This window comes from Clostridium sp. UBA7339 (assembly GCF_002470865.1).
Lineage (GTDB): Bacteria > Bacillota > Clostridia > Clostridiales > Clostridiaceae > Clostridium_J > Clostridium_J sulfidigenes.
Genome location: NZ_DKPI01000003.1, coordinates 115,751 through 135,302, shown reverse-complemented (window position 1 = coordinate 135,302; position 19,552 = coordinate 115,751). Strand labels below are relative to the sequence as shown.

The 19,552-nt window shown below is 27.9% G+C and carries 19 protein-coding genes; 8 read left to right on the top strand and 11 right to left on the bottom strand.

Features of this window, described 5'->3' with window-relative positions; translation table 11 throughout:
• Positions 1 to 122: 122 nt before the first annotated feature.
• From B2S02_RS00915 to B2S02_RS00905, 3 genes are all read right to left on the bottom strand, one after another.
• A complete protein-coding gene (locus B2S02_RS00915) occupies positions 123 to 665 on the bottom strand; it encodes a class I SAM-dependent methyltransferase (RefSeq protein WP_346920143.1) in 543 nt (180 codons plus the stop codon).
• The gene (locus tag B2S02_RS00910) at positions 658 to 1,386 is read right to left on the bottom strand and encodes a pseudouridine synthase (RefSeq protein ID WP_346848088.1); all 729 of its coding nucleotides are present in this window, start codon (positions 1,384 to 1,386) and stop codon (positions 658 to 660) included. Before B2S02_RS00910 ends, B2S02_RS00915 begins: the two co-directional genes overlap by 8 nt.
• Before the next feature lie 136 nt (positions 1,387 to 1,522).
• Positions 1,523 to 1,675 carry a hypothetical protein gene (locus tag B2S02_RS00905; RefSeq protein ID WP_156964331.1) on the bottom strand — a complete coding sequence of 51 codons (153 nt, stop codon included), beginning with the start codon at positions 1,673 to 1,675 and terminating at the stop codon, positions 1,523 to 1,525.
• 187 nt (positions 1,676 to 1,862) lie between these two features.
• Between B2S02_RS00905 and B2S02_RS00900 the strand changes: the two genes are divergently transcribed.
• Entirely contained in the window at positions 1,863 to 2,966 is a 1,104-nt protein-coding gene (locus B2S02_RS00900) for an iron-containing alcohol dehydrogenase family protein (protein WP_346848087.1), read from the top strand.
• 108 nt (positions 2,967 to 3,074) lie between these two features.
• On the opposite strand, the gene B2S02_RS00895 is transcribed toward B2S02_RS00900, so the two are convergent.
• Together B2S02_RS00895 and B2S02_RS00890 are read right to left on the bottom strand one after the other, a co-directional pair.
• A complete protein-coding gene (locus tag B2S02_RS00895; protein WP_346848086.1) occupies positions 3,075 to 3,635 on the bottom strand; it encodes an N-acetylmuramoyl-L-alanine amidase in 561 nt (186 codons plus the stop codon).
• A 109-nt stretch (positions 3,636 to 3,744) separates the two neighbouring features.
• Positions 3,745 to 4,122, bottom strand: a complete 378-nt coding sequence (locus B2S02_RS00890) for a PadR family transcriptional regulator (protein WP_346848085.1) — start codon at positions 4,120 to 4,122, stop codon at positions 3,745 to 3,747.
• A gap of 206 nt (positions 4,123 to 4,328) precedes the next feature.
• Between B2S02_RS00890 and B2S02_RS00885 the strand changes: the two genes are divergently transcribed.
• The 4 genes from B2S02_RS00885 to B2S02_RS00870 all read left to right on the top strand — a co-directional run bounded on the left by B2S02_RS00885 (position 4,329) and on the right by B2S02_RS00870 (position 8,197).
• Positions 4,329 to 5,162 carry a PHP domain-containing protein gene (locus tag B2S02_RS00885; protein WP_346848084.1) on the top strand — a complete coding sequence of 278 codons (834 nt, stop codon included), beginning with the start codon at positions 4,329 to 4,331 and terminating at the stop codon, positions 5,160 to 5,162.
• A gap of 45 nt (positions 5,163 to 5,207) precedes the next feature.
• On the top strand, positions 5,208 to 5,525 hold the full coding sequence (locus tag B2S02_RS00880; protein WP_346848083.1) for a DUF1540 domain-containing protein: 318 nt from the start codon (positions 5,208 to 5,210) through the stop codon (positions 5,523 to 5,525).
• A gap of 360 nt (positions 5,526 to 5,885) precedes the next feature.
• A complete protein-coding gene (locus B2S02_RS00875; RefSeq protein WP_414632884.1) occupies positions 5,886 to 7,250 on the top strand; it encodes a YjiH family protein in 1,365 nt (454 codons plus the stop codon).
• A 182-nt stretch (positions 7,251 to 7,432) separates the two neighbouring features.
• Positions 7,433 to 8,197, top strand: coding sequence for an alpha/beta hydrolase family protein (locus tag B2S02_RS00870; RefSeq protein WP_346920142.1), 765 nt, complete (start codon positions 7,433 to 7,435; stop codon positions 8,195 to 8,197).
• Positions 8,198 to 8,230: 33 nt separating this feature from the next.
• Here the strand turns inward: B2S02_RS00870 and B2S02_RS00865 are convergent, their stop codons facing one another.
• Both B2S02_RS00865 and B2S02_RS00860 read right to left on the bottom strand, forming a co-directional pair.
• Positions 8,231 to 8,863, bottom strand: a complete 633-nt coding sequence (locus B2S02_RS00865) for an isochorismatase family cysteine hydrolase (protein WP_346848080.1) — start codon at positions 8,861 to 8,863, stop codon at positions 8,231 to 8,233.
• A gap of 60 nt (positions 8,864 to 8,923) precedes the next feature.
• Positions 8,924 to 9,097, bottom strand: a complete 174-nt coding sequence (locus tag B2S02_RS00860) for a hypothetical protein (protein WP_346880256.1) — start codon at positions 9,095 to 9,097, stop codon at positions 8,924 to 8,926.
• 187 nt (positions 9,098 to 9,284) lie between these two features.
• Here B2S02_RS00860 and B2S02_RS00855 point away from each other — a divergent pair, with 187 nt between their 5' ends.
• Positions 9,285 to 10,004: a lysophospholipid acyltransferase family protein gene (locus B2S02_RS00855; protein WP_346848079.1), complete on the top strand. Its 720-nt coding sequence runs from the start codon at positions 9,285 to 9,287 to the stop codon at positions 10,002 to 10,004.
• A gap of 127 nt (positions 10,005 to 10,131) precedes the next feature.
• Positions 10,132 to 10,377, top strand: coding sequence for a TIGR03905 family TSCPD domain-containing protein (locus B2S02_RS00850; protein ID WP_346848078.1), 246 nt, complete (start codon positions 10,132 to 10,134; stop codon positions 10,375 to 10,377).
• 148 nt (positions 10,378 to 10,525) lie between these two features.
• Here the strand turns inward: B2S02_RS00850 and B2S02_RS00845 are convergent, their stop codons facing one another.
• Positions 10,526 to 11,959, bottom strand: a complete 1,434-nt coding sequence (locus tag B2S02_RS00845) for a methyl-accepting chemotaxis protein (protein ID WP_346920141.1) — start codon at positions 11,957 to 11,959, stop codon at positions 10,526 to 10,528.
• Positions 11,960 to 12,038: 79 nt separating this feature from the next.
• Complete coding sequence (locus B2S02_RS00840) at positions 12,039 to 12,827, bottom strand: SDR family oxidoreductase (RefSeq protein WP_346920140.1); 789 nt, start codon at positions 12,825 to 12,827, stop codon at positions 12,039 to 12,041.
• Between the two features lie 237 nt (positions 12,828 to 13,064).
• Between B2S02_RS00840 and B2S02_RS00835 the strand changes: the two genes are divergently transcribed.
• Complete coding sequence (locus B2S02_RS00835; protein WP_346848075.1) at positions 13,065 to 13,700, top strand: DNA-3-methyladenine glycosylase; 636 nt, start codon at positions 13,065 to 13,067, stop codon at positions 13,698 to 13,700.
• A 33-nt stretch (positions 13,701 to 13,733) separates the two neighbouring features.
• Here the strand turns inward: B2S02_RS00835 and gltX are convergent, their stop codons facing one another.
• Together gltX and pglX are read right to left on the bottom strand one after the other, a co-directional pair.
• Entirely contained in the window at positions 13,734 to 15,389 is a 1,656-nt protein-coding gene (gene gltX / locus B2S02_RS00830) for a glutamate--tRNA ligase (protein ID WP_346848074.1), read from the bottom strand.
• A gap of 226 nt (positions 15,390 to 15,615) precedes the next feature.
• On the bottom strand, positions 15,616 to 19,308 hold the full coding sequence (gene pglX / locus B2S02_RS00825) for a BREX-1 system adenine-specific DNA-methyltransferase PglX (RefSeq protein WP_346920139.1): 3,693 nt from the start codon (positions 19,306 to 19,308) through the stop codon (positions 15,616 to 15,618).
• Between the last annotated feature and the right edge of the window lie 244 nt (positions 19,309 to 19,552).

The following is a 19,552-nucleotide window of genomic DNA, read 5'->3' as shown; positions in this document are numbered from 1 at the left end:
CAACATAAAACTTCTATGATTATTAATTTTATGAATTTTTTCCTATATAAGAGATAATTATAAACTTATAACATAGTTTAAGTTTCTGTATTAAGTATTGTAAAATCACTGTTTTAGAGCAATCACTTCTTTTCAATGACTAATAAATATGGAGCCTTTTCACTCCTATTTATAACTTTATGAATCATTACTCCATACTTATTTTTTGGTAGAGAACTTGCATATTTTAGTATCTGTTCACTTTCACGAAGACCTTCATTATGACCAATGTATACTGATACAATGGCAAAACCTCCATTTTTTAATATTTTTAAAGTTTCTTTAATACTTTTTAGTGTAGATTCAGCCTCCGTAGTTATTGATTTGTCACCACCGGGTAGAAAACCTAAATTATATATGGCTACATCTATTTCTTCAGTTATATGTTTTTCTATATTTTCATGAGAATCACAAATGAGTTTTACATTATCTTTGTTCTTTTTCTTATATTCTTCTATTGCTACTGATTGAATATCAAATGCATAAACTTTTTTAAAGCTCTCACTTAGAAAATCACAATCTCCACCATTCCCAAGAGTCTCATCTACCGCTATATTTTTATCCACCACAAAATTTTCAATTATATAGTGAGATAGATCTGTTATATTTCCTAAGTATTTAAACATTTTTATCTCCTCCATTCTTTAGGTATTGTATTTCTATTTCACTTAGGTATCTCCATTGACCTTCTTTTAACCCTGTATCTAATTTTATTTCACCAATTGAAACTCTCTTCAAACTTACAACTGGATGTCCAATTGCTTCACACATTCTTCTCACTTGCCTATTTTTCCCCTCATGGATAGTTATAGCAACTTCACAACTATTTTTATATTTTTTTAACACTTCACATCTTCCTGGTGCAGTAATATAATCCCCAATATCAATTCCTTTTTCAAATTTATGTATTTCATCATCATTGATTATTCCTTTTACTATAGCTATATAAGTTTTATTAATAGAAACTCTTGGGTGCATTACATTGTTATAAACTTCACCATCATTAGTTAGAAGAATTAATCCAGAAGTATCATAATCCAACCTTCCAATAGGATATATCCTTTCATCCACTTTTACAATATCCAATAAAGTTTTTCTACCTCTATCATCCTTTACAGATGATATATATCCTGTAGGCTTATTAAGTGCTATATATATCTTTTTTTCTTCTGGTTTTATTACTTTGTCATCTACTCTAACTTCATTAACTCTAGAGTCAATTTTTGTTCCTAATTCCTTTACTATAATCCCATCAACTTTAACTCTGTTAGATAATATTATTTCTTCACATTTTCTTCTAGAAGCAACACCACATCTAGCCATATATTTTTGTAATCTCTCTTCCATCTTAAACTTCCCTTCATAACTCTAATAAAAAGAATTATAATTTTTATTAACAAAAAAATCAATCCAACTAAACAATAAACCGATAACTCTACATATTAATATTTTGTAGTGTTACCGGTTTAAGTATAACCTAGACTTATTTAAATTGATTTAAGTGAGAATTAGGTTGCTGTTCCATATATCCTGTTTTAGAATTTCTACTGTCATTTGATTTGTCATTCATAGAAGTTAGTTCACCATTCACCTTATTGGAAGACTTCTTAGGTTTGTTTTGCTTATTCTTAGCCATAAAGCTCACCTCCCTATTAACTATTATTTTCAAAATTAATTTAAATATTCAATAATAATAGATCTTACAGATAAAAATTTATAATAAAGTTATCCTTCTAATGAATTGAGAAAACTTGTAATAGATGCTATATTAAAATATAAGATAAAATTTTAATATTACAATAACTTTAAGGAGGAATAAAATTTTGAGTAATCCAATATTTTTTATGCCAACAAAGATTATATGTGAAGAAAACGCAATAGCAAATCACGGTAGTATAATGAATTCTTTAGGAAGTACTGCTTTAATAGTAACTGGTAAACATTCTTCTAAAACTAATGGTTCTTTAAACCATGTGGTAAATTCCTTAAAAGAAAACAATATAGATTATCATATATTTGATGATGTAGAAGAAAATCCATCTACAGAAACAATTATTAAAATAAAATTATTCGCCCAAGATAAAGGTATCGATTTTATTATTGGAATAGGTGGAGGTTCACCTATAGATGCATCTAAAGCTGCCGGAGTTCTTCTTTTTAATTCACAAGCCACTATTGAAGATTTATTTACAAATTCCGCTCTTAATTCTCTTCCAATCGTTGCAGTTCCTACCACTGCTGGAACTGGAACCGAAACTACACCTTACTCTATATTAACAGATCATAACATTAAAAATAAAAGAGGTATTTGCCCTAAAATTTTTCCTGTAGTATCTTTTTTAGATGCTACTTACTTGATGGATACACCTAAAAATGTAACAATAAATACTTCTATAGATGCACTTTCACATTTAATAGAAGGGTATTTATCTACTAATTCTAACTGCTTTAGCAATGCTCTTGCAGAAAGTGGTTTAAAGATATTTAGTGAATGTATTTCATATATATCTTCAGAAAATATTCCCTTTAAAATACGTGAAAATTTATTAATAGCATCCTCTATTGCTGGTATGGTAATTTCACAAAGCGGCACATCTATTCCTCATGGAATGGGATATTCATTAACTTATTATCATAATGTACCTCATGGTAAGGCTAATGGAATTCTTTTAAAAGAATATCTTAAAATATACGCAAATAATTCTAAGGATAAAGTGGATAAAATCATATATTTATTGAACTTCTCAAATGTAGATGAGTTTGGAAACTTTATAGATGAATTATTTTCAAAGGATTTGAAAATAACCCTTGATGAATTAAAAAATTATACTTCTTACATGAACTCCAATAAAGCAAAACTTAAAAATCATCCCTATCCATTAACCTATGAGGATATACTTAGTATTTATATAAAAAGTATAAAATAATATTAGACCCATTAGAATTAATCTACTAATGGGTCTAATATTTTCTTCATTTATAATTGCTCGTTTAATATATATATTTTTGAAACTATCAAAATAAATATTGTTAAATTAATCCATGTCAGTACACTCAATATCTAGTTGAGAAAGAATACCTTTCGCTATAGCTTTTCCAAATTTCTTTTGATTTTCAATAGTACTAATTATCTTATTATCTTCTTCATTATCTATAAAAGCACACTTGATAATAATTGCATCCATAATAGTGTCTCTTATTAAAGGAAAATAATCTCTTCCACTTTTATTCATTCGATTATAAATTTTAACTTGATTCTGACCAATATTCATAATTTCATTACAAATTTTTTTTGTAAGCTCCAACCCTTTACCATTATATATAGAATAAATTATTTCACCTCTATCTCCTCCACCTACATTACAATGGATAGAAATAAAATAATCTGACATATTATTATTTGCCATAGTAGTTCTTTGAGAAAGTCCTAGATATTTATCAGCATCTCTTGTCATTTGAACTTTTATCCCATGTCTAAGTAGCTCTTTCTCACATTCTATAGCTATAGTTAGTGTAATGTCTTTTTCTATTAGATCACCATAAACGCCTCCTGGATCGCTTCCACCATGTCCAGGGTCTAAGGTTATCTTATACATAATTAAAATCCTCCCATTAATTAATCTCTTCATATATAATATTCTTTAATATTACATATGTGATTAATAATAGGAATGAGCCATCTTTGAATAATGCTATAAAACTTGTCTATTGTTTCTTATAAATTTGATTTAAAACATTATTATAAATAGAAATATTATATTCTATGGCATGAAAATAATCTACCTTTATTTTTTTATAGTGTTCTATACCTTCATCGGTAATTTTATATAAACGTTTATTTTTTCTATCAAAATCTTCCCATTTAGCTGTAAGATATAAATTTTCCTCCAAATCTCTAAGAAGTGGATACACCAACCCATTAGAAACTTTAGTAAAGTTTTTATTTATATAATTCACTATTTCCAATCCATATTCCTCATTATTTTCATATATTAAATAATGTAGGATATATAATTTTACAAGCTTTGTAGTATTTATTCTATTATCTAATGTTGCAATTCTTTTTCTTGTTTCACCTTTCATTTTTATCTCCTTTAAATTTATTAAGTATTTTTCATTGTGACTTTATTATATAACTTTATTTCAATTATGACAATTATTTTTATGATGTAATAGAGTAATATCTATAGAATTTTCTTTCAACTTATATAGTATAAATAATACTACACTTAAGATATAATAAATCTATATTATTATATCTATTTACTATACAAAGGAAGGAGATATTTATGAATATTATAGCAGAGTTTCACTGTCATACAACTGCATCTGATGGGAGGTTCTCCCCTTCTCAAGTAGTTGAAATGGCTAAAAATAAAAATGTTGAACTTTTATCTATAACAGATCACGATACCACTGAAGGTATTAGCGAAGCTTTAAATAAAGCTAATGAAATTTCCCTTAATTTTATTCCTGGAATAGAGTTAAGCTGTAATCACAATGGAGAAAGCATACATATCTTAGGATATTTTAAAGGAAATGATTATAAAGATGAAACCTTAATTAAATTTCTTAATAATTTAAAGAGAAACAGGGAAACTAGAGCCTCATCTATAGTTAAAAATCTAGATAAATACTTTAACATTAAAATAAATGTAGATGATGTTTTAAAAATTGGTAATGGTGTTATAGCTAGACCCCACATAGCACAAGCCATAGTAAATGCTGGATACCCCTTTGATTTTCAACATATTTTTGACAAATTTATAGGAAATGATAGCCCTGCCTATGTTCCTAATAAACATATATCCATACCAGAAGGAATTGAACTTCTTAAAAAGTATAATTGCATTGTAATTCTAGCACATCCTAAACTTATTAAAAAAACACCTATTAAAAATATATTAAATTATGATTTTCATGGTATTGAGGCACTGTATTATCAAAACTTTAAAAGAGAAACCGATGAATTTATATCCTTAGCTAAATCAAGGGATATGATAATAACTTGTGGTTCTGATTTTCATGGAATTTCTAAGGATGATACTAAACACGGTAGCATTGGAGATATGTTTCTTAGTGAGGAAGATTTTAAGAAGTTTATGATTTTGTATAAAAAATAGAATAATTAGGTATACTAAAGTAAAATTATTTTCGGAGGAGATAAAATGGTTTTACTTCAATGTTCAGTTCACAACTGTATACATAATAATTCCAACTACTGTAATTTAAATCAGATAACCATTGGGGGTTCCAATACCTATCAACCTGATGGTACAAATTGTGAAAACTTTATAAACAAATCAAGTGCATTAACAAACTCTATAAGTATAAATACTCCTTATTCTAATGTAAATTGTAATGCAGAACAATGTATTTATAATAAAAAACTCAAATGCACTGCGAACTCTATTGATATTTCTGGTTATACCTCATCTACTAGTGAAGAAACCTTATGTGCTACCTTTCAATATAACCCTAACTAAGTATTTACCTTTAGATAAGTGTAAGTAGTAATAATAAGTATAATTATTACTTACACTTATTATTTTTATGCAGTTAACTCATTAATAATTATTAATTCCTATAACTAAAAATAAATTAGTAAATAACTTTTCATATAACTCTCTTATGTAAGTTCAGTTTAAAAATAATATATTATCAATCAAATGTCATAGTACAAATATCTATATATTTTTACATTTCCTTGAAAAACATTATATTTTTTTAAAGTTAAATACAATATTTATGTATAATTATGTTGCATTATAGGGAAAATTTATGTATAATTATACATAAATTCGTTACAGAAAGGATGCATATAAATGGAAAGCAAAAGCAATAAAGTGTCTATTTCAGCAAATAATAAAGATTATTCATATATATTAGCTGTAATTAAATTTCTTATATTCTCTTCTTTAGGTATCTTCTTATTTATGATCCCAATTACCAAAGGAGAAGAAGTAGTTATACCTGTTGCAACCTTATCAACCTATGTTCAAGAAGCTCTTGGCCAATCACTTCCATACATAATAACAACAATAATAGTTGTAACCGCATTTTTTACAATAGTAACTAAAGCATTAAAGCCTAAATTTATTGTTAAAAATAATTTTTTAAATTCTCTTTTCAATGTAAATAATATTTGGTTTATTATCAGAGTCTTAGGTGGAATATTCATAATATGTACAATGTTTCAAATAGGTCCTAAAGCAATTTGGTCAGAAAATACAGGAGGAATGATTTTATCTGATTTACTTCCTATACTCTTTTCAGTATTTTTATTTGCTGGATTATTTCTACCTCTTCTTCTTAATTTCGGACTTTTAGAATTTGTAGGCTCCCTCCTAGTAAAAATAATGAGACCAATTTTTAATCTTCCTGGTTCAGCTGCAATAGATTGTATTGCTTCTTGGCTTGGAGATGGTACTATTGGTGTTCTTTTAACAAGTAAACAATATGTTGATGGGTATTATACTGAAAGAGAGGCCTGTGTAATTGGTACAACCTTCTCTTTAGTTTCAATAACCTTTAGCATAGTTGTAATTGATACCGTTGGGCTTAGTCATATGTTTTTACCCTTCTATCTATCAGTTACCTTTGCTGGTTTAGTAGCTGCAATATTAGTACCTAAATTACCTCCACTATCAATGAAAAAGGATATATACTATAATAATACAAATAAATCTATGGAAGACCTTCTTCCTGAAGGGTATACGCCTTTTAAATTCGGGTTAGAAAAAGCTATAGATAAAGCTAAATCTTCATCCTTAAAAAAAGATGTATTTACTAAAGGAACATTAAATGTTGTAGATATGTGGTTTGGAGTAATCCCTGTAGTTATGGCTGTAGGAACTATAGCACTAATGTTAGCAGAATATACACCATTATTTCAAATTCTTGGTTTACCCTTTATACCAATTTTAAAACTTCTTCAAATTCCAGAAGCTGCAACAGCTTCTAGCACATTAGTAGCTGGATTCGCAGACATGCTATTACCATCTATAATGTCAGGTGGAATTCAAAGTGATATGACAAGATTTATTATAGCTGCAACATCTATAACCCAGCTTATATATCTTTCCGAAGTTGGAGCTTTATTGCTAGGTTCTAAAATACCTGTTAATATAAAAGAATTGTTCATAATATTTATAGAAAGAACTTTAATAACTCTTCCTATAATTTCAATTATTGCTCACTTCATATTCTAAAATAATTTCTAATATTTAGTTATATTTATTTTAAAGAAAAGCAGATCATATTTTATCAATTCAATATGGTCTGTTTTCTTTAATTTTTAATATTAGCCTATTCAATAGTAATGGTAATTATCTTTTAAAATTATAATAATTTATGTATAATATAATTGGGGAATCTTAAAGGAGGTAAGACAATGTGGATTAATAATTTAATCAATTTTAAAAAAGTATATATTGAAAATATATCTACTCTAATAATATATCCTAAAAATTTTACTGAAAAACTTCCTGTAATATTCTTTTATCATGGCTGGAGTTCTAATAAGGATGTTCATAAAAACCTAGGGAGTTTCTTAGCTTGCAATGGATATATGGTGGTTATACCTGATTCAATAAATCATGGTGAGCGTGGAACCATAGATTATTGGCAAGGTGAAAGTGGATTAACTAAGTTTTGGCCAACGGTGTTATCCTCTGTAAAGGAATTCAGTTTTATTCTTGATTATATTAAATCTAACTACAATATAGATGAACATAAAATTGGAGTATCTGGTCATTCCATGGGAGGAATGATTACTTCTGGTATCATTGCTCATAATAAATGCATTAAGGCTGGAGTAATTATGAATAGCTCTGGGGCTTGGGTCGAAGCGACTTTAGAAATAATTGGGGATCAGTATAAAGATAATAAGGATTATATAGATAAAAGCTTAAATGAACTATCTTCATATAGCCCTATAAATAATATTAATAATTTTAATAATACTCCTCTTCTTTTACTTCACGGGGATAAGGATGCTTTAGTGCCAATTAAAAGTGAGATTGCTTTCTTTAATGCAATAAAAGATCACTACCAAAATAAAGATTTAGTAGATATGAAAACCTACGACAGACTAAACCATTATATAACAGAGGCTATAGTTTCTGAAGCTCTTCAATGGTTTGATACTTATTTGTAAGTAAAAATGAGTGGAATTGTCCACTCATTTTTATTATTCTATATACTTAACTATATTTATACCATTTATTTTCATCTTGTATAGACTTATTAAATTCATCAAATCTCCATTATGTATTCCTAAATCATAAGTTTCTACTAAGTTCATAGGAACTATTATACTTTTTTCTTCATTAAATTCATTGAAATAGGTTTTTAAGGATATGGCTAAGGTTTCTACACATATATCTGTGCAAACACCTGTAACTATAAAGTTATTGATGCTAGAATTTTCTTTAAGCCATTGTTGAAATTCTTTAGCATGAAATCCATTAGTGCTATTCTTCTTTATAATTCTATTATTCTTTGTATAGACCTTTAGTTCTTCTATTAACTGTGATTCTACTGTATTAGCTATACAGTGAGGTGGATATGCATTAAACTCACTAGAGTTTTCTTCATGACAATCTATAAAGAATATTTTTTTATAACCTGTAGTTTTATCATTTAGCTTCACTAAAGGGCTTATTATATTCTTCACCCTAGAAGACGCCAAAGGTCCTACATCATAAAAACCCCTAACCATATCAACAACTATTATTGCTGTATTTTCCTCTTTCAAATCCTTTAAATTAATAGATTCTAAATCTATTAATTCTTTTTCCATCTCCTTTAATATCTCATACATTTAATTCACTTCCTATAAGCTTTAAATTTAAATTTTATAGACACTAAGTTACACTATTTTTTACCTTTTACCTTTTACCTTCATAATAGTTCTAGTTACCTTGTATCCAATTCCAATAGCAGCAATAACTACACCAGCAACTAATGCTGAAGATAATTTTTCATTATGTTTTTCTAATTGCTCTAATTCAAGATTTTTAAATTTATTTTTTATGTCTATATCTTTTAAAGTCATAGATATCACCCTTTCTATATTATCTTATATTGGATTATACCACTTTCTTCATATAAATTGTTTAAACTTTTACTAAATAATAAACTAAAACTTTACAATTACCTTAATATGAGGTTTTTTATTCTTTATTAAATTAACACTCTGTACTATAATTACTAATATACGTTATTATAATGGAGGATTTATTATGTTTAAAACAATTATTTGGTTTGGTCATTTTGCCATTAGTCTTTTGACCAAAATTGGACCAATGTATAAAGTTAATTCTTTAGAGAAACACGGAAAAACTGAAGAAATGGAAGCTTATATACATAAAGTAACCTCAAAGTGGGCTATGTCGCAGCTTAAATATAGCGGAGCAACAGTATCTGTTTATGGTGAAGATAATATTCCATCTAATATTCCCGTAGTGTTTATTAGTAATCATCAAGGAAATTTTGATATTCCACTATTAATGAGTTATATTAATAAACCAAAAGGTTTTATTGCTAAAGTTGAAACTTTAAAAATACCTATAGTTAGAACCTGGATGCAATATATTCACTGTGTATTTATGGATAGAAGTAATCTTAGAAAATCTGCTACTGCTATAATTGAAGGGGTAAAAATAATTAAAGCTGGTCATTCACTAGTTATATTCCCAGAAGGTACTAGAAGTAAGGGTGGTCCTCTAGGTGAATTTAAAGCTGGTAGCTTTAAACTAGCAACTAAATCTAATGCACCTATTGTACCTATAACTATAAATGGTTCCTATAAACTTATGGAAGCTAATAACAATAGAATTAAGGCTGCTAATGTAGAGTTATTTATTCATCCTCCTATTGAAACTAAAAATTTATCTAAAGAAGAACAAGAAAAGCTTCCTACTGTGGTTAAAGAAATAATAGCTAGTAAACTTCATAATTAGTTAAACATTTTTAATTATTGCAAAATCATCTATTCAATTTTAAAATAATCATTTGCTAATATTGAAATATTAACCTTATTACAGTATTATCAAATAGTATGTAAGTTTGAATAGGAGGAAATAATAAATGAAATATGTTACTTTAGGAGTTTGCTCAAAAGAAATTAACTTTGACGTAGTTGAAAATAAAATAAAAAATGTAAGCTTTATAGGCGGTTGCGACGGTAATCTACTAGGTATTTCTAGTTTAGTAGAAGGCATGGATATCAATGAAGTTATATCAAGACTAAAAGGAATCCAGTGCGGTTCAAAAGATACCTCCTGTCCAGATCAATTATCAAGAGCTTTAGAAGTTTATAAAACTAAGAATTAAAATGAAGCTATCTNNAGATAGCTTCATTTTAATTCTTTTCTAATACTAAATCTCCCATTACAATACCTACCACTTGTCCACTATTATTCTTTATAGGTACTGAAAGAGCTATACAATATCCATCAGTATCAGAAGATATATAGGGCTCTTACTTATATACTAATCCTTTAATGGATTCTTTAAAGTATGGTCTATGAGAATAATTACAATATAACTCTTCCCTGCTTCCCTCAAGGGTTATCCCTTTAGTATCTCCATTTATATCCATAACTGATAGTAGATAAAAGAACGGATATTTTTTCACAAATTCTTTTAATGTTTTATTACACTTAGTTTCTTCTAAACATATTATTGTGCCTTCTTTTGCAACACTATTCAAAATATTTTTAGCATTATTTATATATTTTTCAGTATCTTCATCTAAAATATAATTTTGTGCAAAGGATGATATTATAAGCTTCATATCTTTATTCATATTTACAACTTCTTTGATATTATCAGAAACACGCTTTACTACCTTAAGTTGAGCCTTAGAACTTTCTGCTGTATTTTGTACATGAATGGTAGTTTTAGAAACAAAATTAGAAATACTATTTATAGATAGCTCTATATTCCTTAAATTTACATTTTGCTCCTCAATAGCTTTATTTATTTCTTGTATAGAGTTTAATGTATTCATACTAGAACTAGATATAGATTGAAAATTTTTACTATTTTTCTTAGCGTATGAAATAGATTCTTTTATAACTGATAAATCTTCTTCCATTATAGATCCAAATTCATATATATCTTTTTGAACATTATCTGTTATCTTTTGAATTTCATCTGCTTGTACAGATGACATTTCTGCCAACTTTCTTATTTCCTCAGCCACTACAGAAAAACCCCTTCCAGCTTCTCCTGCTCTTGCAGCTTCTATGGATGCATTTAAAGACAATAAATTTGTAGTACCACTTATTTCTTTTACAGTATCAGATATATCTTGAATTTTTTGTGCACCAATTTCTAAGGCTTTTATCCTAAGAGAGAGTTCCTTTTCCAAACATAGTGATTTTTCCATCTTATTAATAAGTTTATCAAACTCACTCTTGCTTTCACTTACAGATTCCATCATTGACATAGCTGTTTTTTCCACGCTATGAGAATTTCTAACCATAGTCCCATGATTTAAAACAATACTTTCTATATCACTTCTAACAGATACAACTTTATCAACCTGATTATTCATATCATCCGATATGGTGGTTATAGATTCTACATTTTCAACCACATGTAACTCCATATTTTTCATACCTTTACTTAAGACATCACAGTTTATAAGTATCCTATCACTAATTTCTGTAGATTTTCCTATAAGCCTTCTAACCTTTATCATAAAGTCATTGGAATAAACTATTAGTTCTTTTATTATTTTAATTTTGTTTACCTTTAGTTTCTTTGTTAAATCACCTTGAGCAATTTTCTCCATTTCATTAGTTAGCCTTCTTATCGAACTTCTAATTCTTATATTAAATATAGAAACTATGATTAAAGTCACAATAAGAATTCCGATTATACCCCAAAATACATCTTGTGTTTTCAAATTTTTACCCCCCTATATGAAATTAAAGCCATATAATATATAATTATACATTATTATTAATACATTTCCTACAAAAATATTACTTATTAAGTAAAATAGCCGAATTTTGGATAAATCCAACGGTTTTTCCCAATAGTTTTCTAGGTAAAACCTTAGATATTCCTATAGCAATTTTATTTTTAATCCCAGGTATAATTATGCTTCTTCCTTTCATAAATTCTTTATACACTATTTCAGCAACTAACTTAGGCGACATAGCTCCTCTTAATTCTCTTTTGCCAGCTCTTTGATGAAAATCTGTTTTTGTAGTTCCTGGACAAAGTCCACTTACCTGAATATTATACTTTTTAAGTTCGATTGATAAAGCTTCAGTTAAAGATAATACATAAGCTTTTGATGCATAATATACTGCAGTATAAGGTCCTGGTTGATAAGCACCAGTAGATGCCACATTTAGGATTTTTCCACCCCCATTTTTAATCATTTCATTAGAAATTAAATATGTAAGCTCCGTTAAAGCAACCATATTAGTTTGTATTACTAAACGATGACTTTCCATATTAATTTCATGAAATAGACCACAATAACCTACACCAGCATTATTTATTAGTACATCTATCCTTATATCTAAATTTATAATTTCATTAAAAACCTCATTTCCACTATGAGATTTAGATAAATCTTTCTCAATTATAATTACTTCTATTCCATAAATCTTTGATAGCTCCTCTTTAATCCTTTTTAAAACTTCAATTCTTCTGGCAACTAAAATTAAGTTATAGCCATTTCGAGCAAATATTTTACTAAACTCATATCCAATTCCAGACGAAGCTCCAGTAATTAGCACTGTTTCTATTTTAATTTTCATATATAATTCCTCCCTGAAAATTCAAACTATACTATCATAAAATAGTTAATATTTATTTTTTCATATATATAATACAGATTTAAATTATTAATTCAAATTTTAATTCAATCAAATGAAAATTACTAGATATTTTATCTTTATATAGATATATTATAAATAATCTAAGCGATTTTAACCTAAACTATATAGTATAAAAGATTAAATATTACATTTGTAAAATAAATATGGAGGATATTTATGAAATTTGAAAACCTTTCCCTTGATTTTTTTCGTAGGGATGCAAGAAAAGTTGCTGAGGACCTCTTAGGTAAAATAGTAGTAAGGAATTATATGGGATATAAGCTTACTGGTAGAATTGTAGAAACTGAGGCTTATGTGGGAAAAATTGATAAAGCTTCTCATGCCTATAACTATAAGAAAACCACTAGAACGGAACCTTTATTTAAAAGTGCTGGTATAGCCTACGTATATAAAATATATGGAATGTATAACTGTATGAATATAGTAACCGGTTGTGAAGGCGATCCTCAAGGAGTCTTAATTCGTGCCATTGAACCAATAGAAGGTATTGAAGTTATGAGTGAAAACCGATTTAATAAGCCTTTTACTAAGCTTAAGCCTCGAGAAATATTAAATCTCACTTCTGGTCCTGGAAAACTATGTATAGCCCTTAATATAGACAAATCTTTAAATACCCATTCTATATTAAGTGAGGAATTATCCTTATATGCTGACGATTTTAAAGATTTCAAAATTGTATATTCTAAAAGGATTGGCATTGATTACGCTGAAGAGGCAAAAGATTTTCTTTGGAGGTACTATATTGAAGGTAATAAGTATGTTTCAGTTATAGATAAAAAATCATCTCTATAAAATTACAGAGATGATTTTTATCTATATTTCTAATTATAGTTTCAAAAATTTAGCAAATCTATTTCTAACTGTTTCTTCCCCCATTATTTGCATAATAGTATAAAGGTCTGGTGTATTATTTCTATAAGTTAATGCCGTTCTTACACATCCAGCTACATCTGAAACCATACCTTTGTAATTTTCAGGATTTTTCTTAAAGGCTTTTCTATCTGTAGCGTACCCTAATTCTACAGCTACTACTTTTAACTCTTCAAACCAAGTATCCTTATCAGTATTAAAATTATATGCCTTAGCATAAGCTTCTATTACCCTTTTAGCTTCTGGTAAATCTATATTCTTAGGAAATTCTATTTCTTCTACAGTACTCTTAAATAATACATCAAAAAAGAAGAATATTTTTTCCTTAACATCATTCCATTTAGCAAAATCCTTTCTAGGTTTTGGTCCTTCTTTATCAATATTGAATATTTCTTTACACATTAATTCATTGTTAGTTACTATGTCATACATTTCCTTATCATAATTCTTAGCCCAATTTATATAGTAGTCATATACCACATCAGCCTTTAACTTGCAAATTACATTTTTACTTACGTCACTTAATTTTACAATATCAAATAAAGCACCACTTTTACTCATCTTATCTAGATATACTCTAAATTCATGATAATCAGATGATGGATTTTCTTCTCTCCACTGTTCAAAAGTAGAATTTATTATATTAAGTAAATATTCTATAACAGATATCATAGGATATCCTTCTTCATCATAATAACTTACTGCACTTTCGGGATCTTTTCTCTTAGATAACTTTCTTTTAGAATCTCCATCTAACTTCATTATTGTAGGAGTATGTGCATATTCAGGTCTATCAAATCCAAGAATATCAAAGAGTTGAATATGAATTGGAAGAGATGATAACCATTCTTCTCCCCTAATTACAGTAGTAGTTCCCATTAGCGCATCATCAATAGCATGAGCAAAATGATAGGTTGGAAGTCCATCAGATTTAATTATAACTATATCTTGATTGCTTTCTGGGAAAGAAATATCACCTTTAACTAGATCGTGAAACTCAACTCTGTTTTCTGGATTACCTGGAGATTTTAATCTTATAATATATTTTTCACCTTCACCTATTCTTTTTAAAGCTTCTTCTGGAGATAAATTTCTACAGATTGCATATTCTCCATAATATCCTGGAGTTAATTTTTCACTAATTTGTTTTTCTCTCAGTTGTTCTAGATCTTCTGATGTACAAAAACATGGATAAGCAAGCCCCTTTTTAATTAGATCTCTAGCAAAAGTTTTATATATCTCTTCTCTTTCGCTTTGTCTATAAGGACCATACTCACCTTTAGATGTATTATCCCCTGTCATACCTTCTGTAAAATCTAACCCAAACTTATGCATGGTATTTATAGTATCTTCTATAGCACCAGCCACTTCTCTTTTTTGATCTGTATCTTCGATTCTTAAATAAAAAACTCCTTCACTTTGAGTAGCTATTCTTTCATCTATTAATGCAGAAAATACTCCTCCTATATGTTGAAACCCTGTTGGACTTGGAGCATATCTAGTAACCTTGGCACCTTCTTTAAGGTTTCTCTTGGGATACTTTGAAATATAATACTCAGGCTCCTTATCAATGTTAGGGAAAATTGTATTTGCTAATATTTCATAATTCATTTTACTCACCTTACCTTATATATTTATTAATTACCTCACACTTTAGCTTAATCCATTTTATATAATACAACTTAATAATATAATTTAGCATTTTATATAATATGAGATATGTAGTAATCTTATTTAAAGTTTACCTTATATAAAACTCTATTAAATATTAATCCATTTTAAATATTACCATAAAATAAAGTATAATTGTACCCCAATATGTTTTAATATAAACTCCTTAGATTTTATATAAAAGATTTATCTTAGTTTCTTTTCCATTTGTTTTCATAATTTTGATACCTTGGAATTTATCATAATTTTCTTTAATTCCTTCATCTAAGTTAATGGATTTTTTTTCATTAGCCATATACGCAACTATTTCATCATATTCAATGAGTTCTTCTATTTTCCTTTTTAACTTTTCACTTTTTTTCCTAGCTATTGCTCTTTCCTTAGCACTATATTCCTGTGAGTCTTTTATTAGCTCCAATGTACTCAATTCACCTTCATATTTCCGTTGCATAAGATGAATATATTCTGTCCTCAATAAAGCTACAGTTAAGTCGTCATATCTATGAGCATATACCAATGCTTTAAATCCATCATTCTTACCTGAATCAAATAACCAATATATGGGTTTCTTTCCATAAGCTTTTATATGATCCTTATAGAATTCCTTAAAGAAGTATCTTCTAATGTTTTGCCTTGAAGTTTCACTATCTTTTTTGCCTAAAATATTGGCTATAAAATTAAGATTCTCTTCCAATACTTCATTTCCATAAACTGCTTTTAAAAATTCAATGAACTTGGTCATTAAATCTTCTGAAAAATATTTTTCTTCTGTTATAGGCATTATATTATCAACCTTAGGCATAAAACTTGAATTAACCCATCTATTATCATTTACTTTTCCAGTGGAATCTATTTCTACTTTCTTAACTCTATAATTTTTAAAATCCCATTTATCTTGGAAGTTTCCACCTCCATACACTAACCCATCAACATCTATTGAATATCTACCCATAATACATCCCACTGCAAAAGATATTAAAGATTTCACTTCTCTTTCTACCTCAATTCTCCTTAATGTTATATCTTTATATGATACATCCGGGGATAATTCTTCATTTAAACCATAAACATCTATGAAAATTTTATTTAACTTCTCTTCATTATTTTTAAGTTTCTCAATAATTTTCATATTTTCTTTTTCCCAAAATTTAAATCTAGATTCTATGGTTACATCCTTAACTTTTTTTTCTCTTAAGCCTCTCATCAATGGATGAGTTCTAAAGTTCCATGATGTCTCAAAGTCATTCCATTCCGCTTCACTAATGGCTATGTTTTCTTGTACAATTTCATCAATGGTAGATTTTATTTCTTCTTTAAATATATCTTCATGTATTGGAACATTCTTCAAATCTCCTACTTGTATATTATAGGTTGGATTCATTATATCTAAAAACATATTAGCAACTTTGCTGCATAACAATGCTAGTACTACCTTTTCTAGGTCTTTATCATCAAAGAATATAGAAGATCCAGCAACGTCAAATATGAACCCCTGAGGAGAATACCTTACTCCCATATTTTCAGAAATAAAAGTGTATGTAAGACCACTTTTAAAATAAAACTCCTCATTTTTTATAGTTCTACTATATGATTTATATAACTTTGCTGCATAATCTTTTACTTCACTGCCATCATTTTCCCAATTAATCACATATCTATTATTACCAAACCACTTTCTGTATTCTCCACCTTTGTTATATGGAAACCATTTTTTCTTACTTAACAAAGCTTCATCTCTATCAGCAGCTGAAAAATTAATTTCATTTATATCAACTTCATACCAATCTCTTAAAAACCGTTTATTATCTGATGTAGCCATTCCTTGTCTAGGCTTTGCAATATTTTCAAACTTGTGTAAATTAGAAAATAAATTTAATACATTATCATTTACCCAATAAGCAAAAGGTTTTGTTGGGATTGTCATTAGTTTTTTTAGCCATATACTGTAAATCCCCTCTCTCTCCATTCCACTACAAACTGACTTAATCTTTATTTTCTTTTCCAAAGCTGTTAACTCTTTAGTAAGGTCTACAATTCTCGTTTTATATTTAGGAATTTCACTATTTTGATTTATAAAAGCAACATTCTGTACTATGGTACCCACATTATCTTCAAATACTCTAGATCCTAAGTGAATCATGCTAATAAAAGTACTGTCTTCTAAAATCTTATTTCTAAGTTCTAAAAAGCTACTTAAAAACATCCATGAATGCTGATTTACCATGGCATATATTCCATCTTCTTTAAGATAGTTCTTACACACTTCCATATACACAGAAAATAAATCATGCTTTGATAAAGGATAATGGTTGGTCAAATATTTAGCTAGGGTATCATTAGCTCCCCTTAGTCCCATATAAGGTGGGTTAGTAATACAAACCTCATATTTAATACTCATTATTTCTCCCTGATTAATGAGCTTTGGTAATTTATTTAACAGTATCTGTCTATAATCACTAAATACTAAATTATTTTCTTCATTTATCTCTCCTAACCGTTCTTTTAACCTCTGAAAATTCACCTTCTCAACTCTTAATATTGATCCAAACTCTTTACCATCCTTAAAGGTATTTACTAAATAAGATAAATCACCTCTTAGCTCTTCATCTTCCTTTGCGAAATATTCTATAATTTCATAAGTAATACCATTACTTTCTTCTATAGCTGCTATATTAAGCTTCAAAGGATTTTTTTCAACTTCTCTGAAAAATCTTCTATTATACGCTCTAGCCTTCATAATAAGACAGAACATACCAATTTGACTAGCTCTTAAATCTATATCTAATCCAAATATATTATTTTCTAAAATTTTTCTTGAAATCTCTCGCTCTGGATAAGCTGCAGATTTGTAAATTTTATAAAGCACATCAAAGGCATATAACAATATGTGCCCCGAACCCATACATGGGTCAAGAACCTTTATATCCTCAGGATGTAAATTTTTTCTCCCCAATTTAATATTATGTAAAATGTCATCTATTTCGAAATCCTGAATGCCTTCCTCTAAATAATATTTTAATTCATTCTTTAAATTTTCATCCTCATGTCCTTGAATCCATATGGTTCCTAATGAATTTTCTACTAAGTATTTCACTATCCACTTAGGAGTAAATAACTGAGTAGCTGCTGGAATATTTTCTTTAGTTATTTTTACATTTTTCTTTAGATCATCAAAAACCTTATCCTTCTTTTCAGATATATAATACTGATACATCCACCCTATAATTTCTACTTCCTCTTTCCAGTCTTCTTCATCTATGTCATTGCACATTTTCCTTAGTATGGAACCTTCTTCTAACAAATTACCAGGAAATAACAATTCTGTATAATCTTCTATTTTTTCAAATAAACCAGGAATAATATTCCCTAATTCATTACATTGTCTTATTAAAATATATTTATATAGATTTTCTCTATCAGAATTTTTACTACTATCTAACAATTTATAGACTAAATCTGAATCTAGTCTCAACTCTCTTATAACTTCACCAACCCTAAATAAAATATCTGGTTCCATTTTACCTGGTATCTCTGAAGATATAATTCTTATTCCAATGGGCAAATAATCATGTACTTCCATATACCTTAAAGCTATAAACCTGTTAAACCAAGTATATGCCACTTCTTCCACAACTTCATCTAAAGATTTTGATTCTATTTCCTTTATTAGTGATTTTCTATGCTTAGGTGAAATATTAAATATTTCTTCTCCACCCACTACTTTAAATCCACTTTGAACCACTTCTATATCTCTAATTCTATTATCTTCAATACCTATTTTATACGCTCTATCTTTTATTTTTTCAATAAGATTACTTCTTGCCCAAGTGGCAAAAGCCTTAACTTTATTCTTATTCATCCTTTAATTGCTCCTTATTTGCTATGTAAAATTTCAATAGCTTTATTATAACATAGTAAGATTTTTTTATTGAAATTTTTATATAATTCCTTAGCACATTATTTTCTTTTCAAATTCTAAGATTTTATAATTAAACCCTAAAGAGCTATCTCAAAATAATTCTCTAGAATCTCTAAAATATTGAGTTTATACTTTAATACCATTAGCAGATAATACTCAACATAATTAAGATTTAGATTACTTT

Coding starts and splice junctions, on each gene's coding strand:
- B2S02_RS00915 (WP_346920143.1), bottom strand. CDS start 665: ATGTTTAAATACTTAGGAAATATAACAGATCTATCTCACTATATAATT.
- B2S02_RS00910 (WP_346848088.1), bottom strand. CDS start 1,386: ATGGAAGAGAGATTACAAAAATATATGGCTAGATGTGGTGTTGCTTCT.
- B2S02_RS00905 (WP_156964331.1), bottom strand. CDS start 1,675: ATGGCTAAGAATAAGCAAAACAAACCTAAGAAGTCTTCCAATAAGGTG.
- B2S02_RS00895 (WP_346848086.1), bottom strand. CDS start 3,635: ATGTATAAGATAACCTTAGACCCTGGACATGGTGGAAGCGATCCAGGA.
- B2S02_RS00890 (WP_346848085.1), bottom strand. CDS start 4,122: ATGAAAGGTGAAACAAGAAAAAGAATTGCAACATTAGATAATAGAATA.
- B2S02_RS00885 (WP_346848084.1), top strand. CDS start 4,329: ATGAATATTATAGCAGAGTTTCACTGTCATACAACTGCATCTGATGGG.
- B2S02_RS00880 (WP_346848083.1), top strand. CDS start 5,208: ATGGTTTTACTTCAATGTTCAGTTCACAACTGTATACATAATAATTCC.
- B2S02_RS00870 (WP_346920142.1), top strand. CDS start 7,433: ATGTGGATTAATAATTTAATCAATTTTAAAAAAGTATATATTGAAAAT.
- B2S02_RS00865 (WP_346848080.1), bottom strand. CDS start 8,863: ATGTATGAGATATTAAAGGAGATGGAAAAAGAATTAATAGATTTAGAA.
- B2S02_RS00860 (WP_346880256.1), bottom strand. CDS start 9,097: ATGACTTTAAAAGATATAGACATAAAAAATAAATTTAAAAATCTTGAA.
- B2S02_RS00855 (WP_346848079.1), top strand. CDS start 9,285: ATGTTTAAAACAATTATTTGGTTTGGTCATTTTGCCATTAGTCTTTTG.
- B2S02_RS00850 (WP_346848078.1), top strand. CDS start 10,132: ATGAAATATGTTACTTTAGGAGTTTGCTCAAAAGAAATTAACTTTGAC.
- B2S02_RS00840 (WP_346920140.1), bottom strand. CDS start 12,827: ATGAAAATTAAAATAGAAACAGTGCTAATTACTGGAGCTTCGTCTGGA.
- B2S02_RS00835 (WP_346848075.1), top strand. CDS start 13,065: ATGAAATTTGAAAACCTTTCCCTTGATTTTTTTCGTAGGGATGCAAGA.
- gltX (WP_346848074.1), bottom strand. CDS start 15,389: ATGAATTATGAAATATTAGCAAATACAATTTTCCCTAACATTGATAAG.
- pglX (WP_346920139.1), bottom strand. CDS start 19,308: ATGAATAAGAATAAAGTTAAGGCTTTTGCCACTTGGGCAAGAAGTAAT.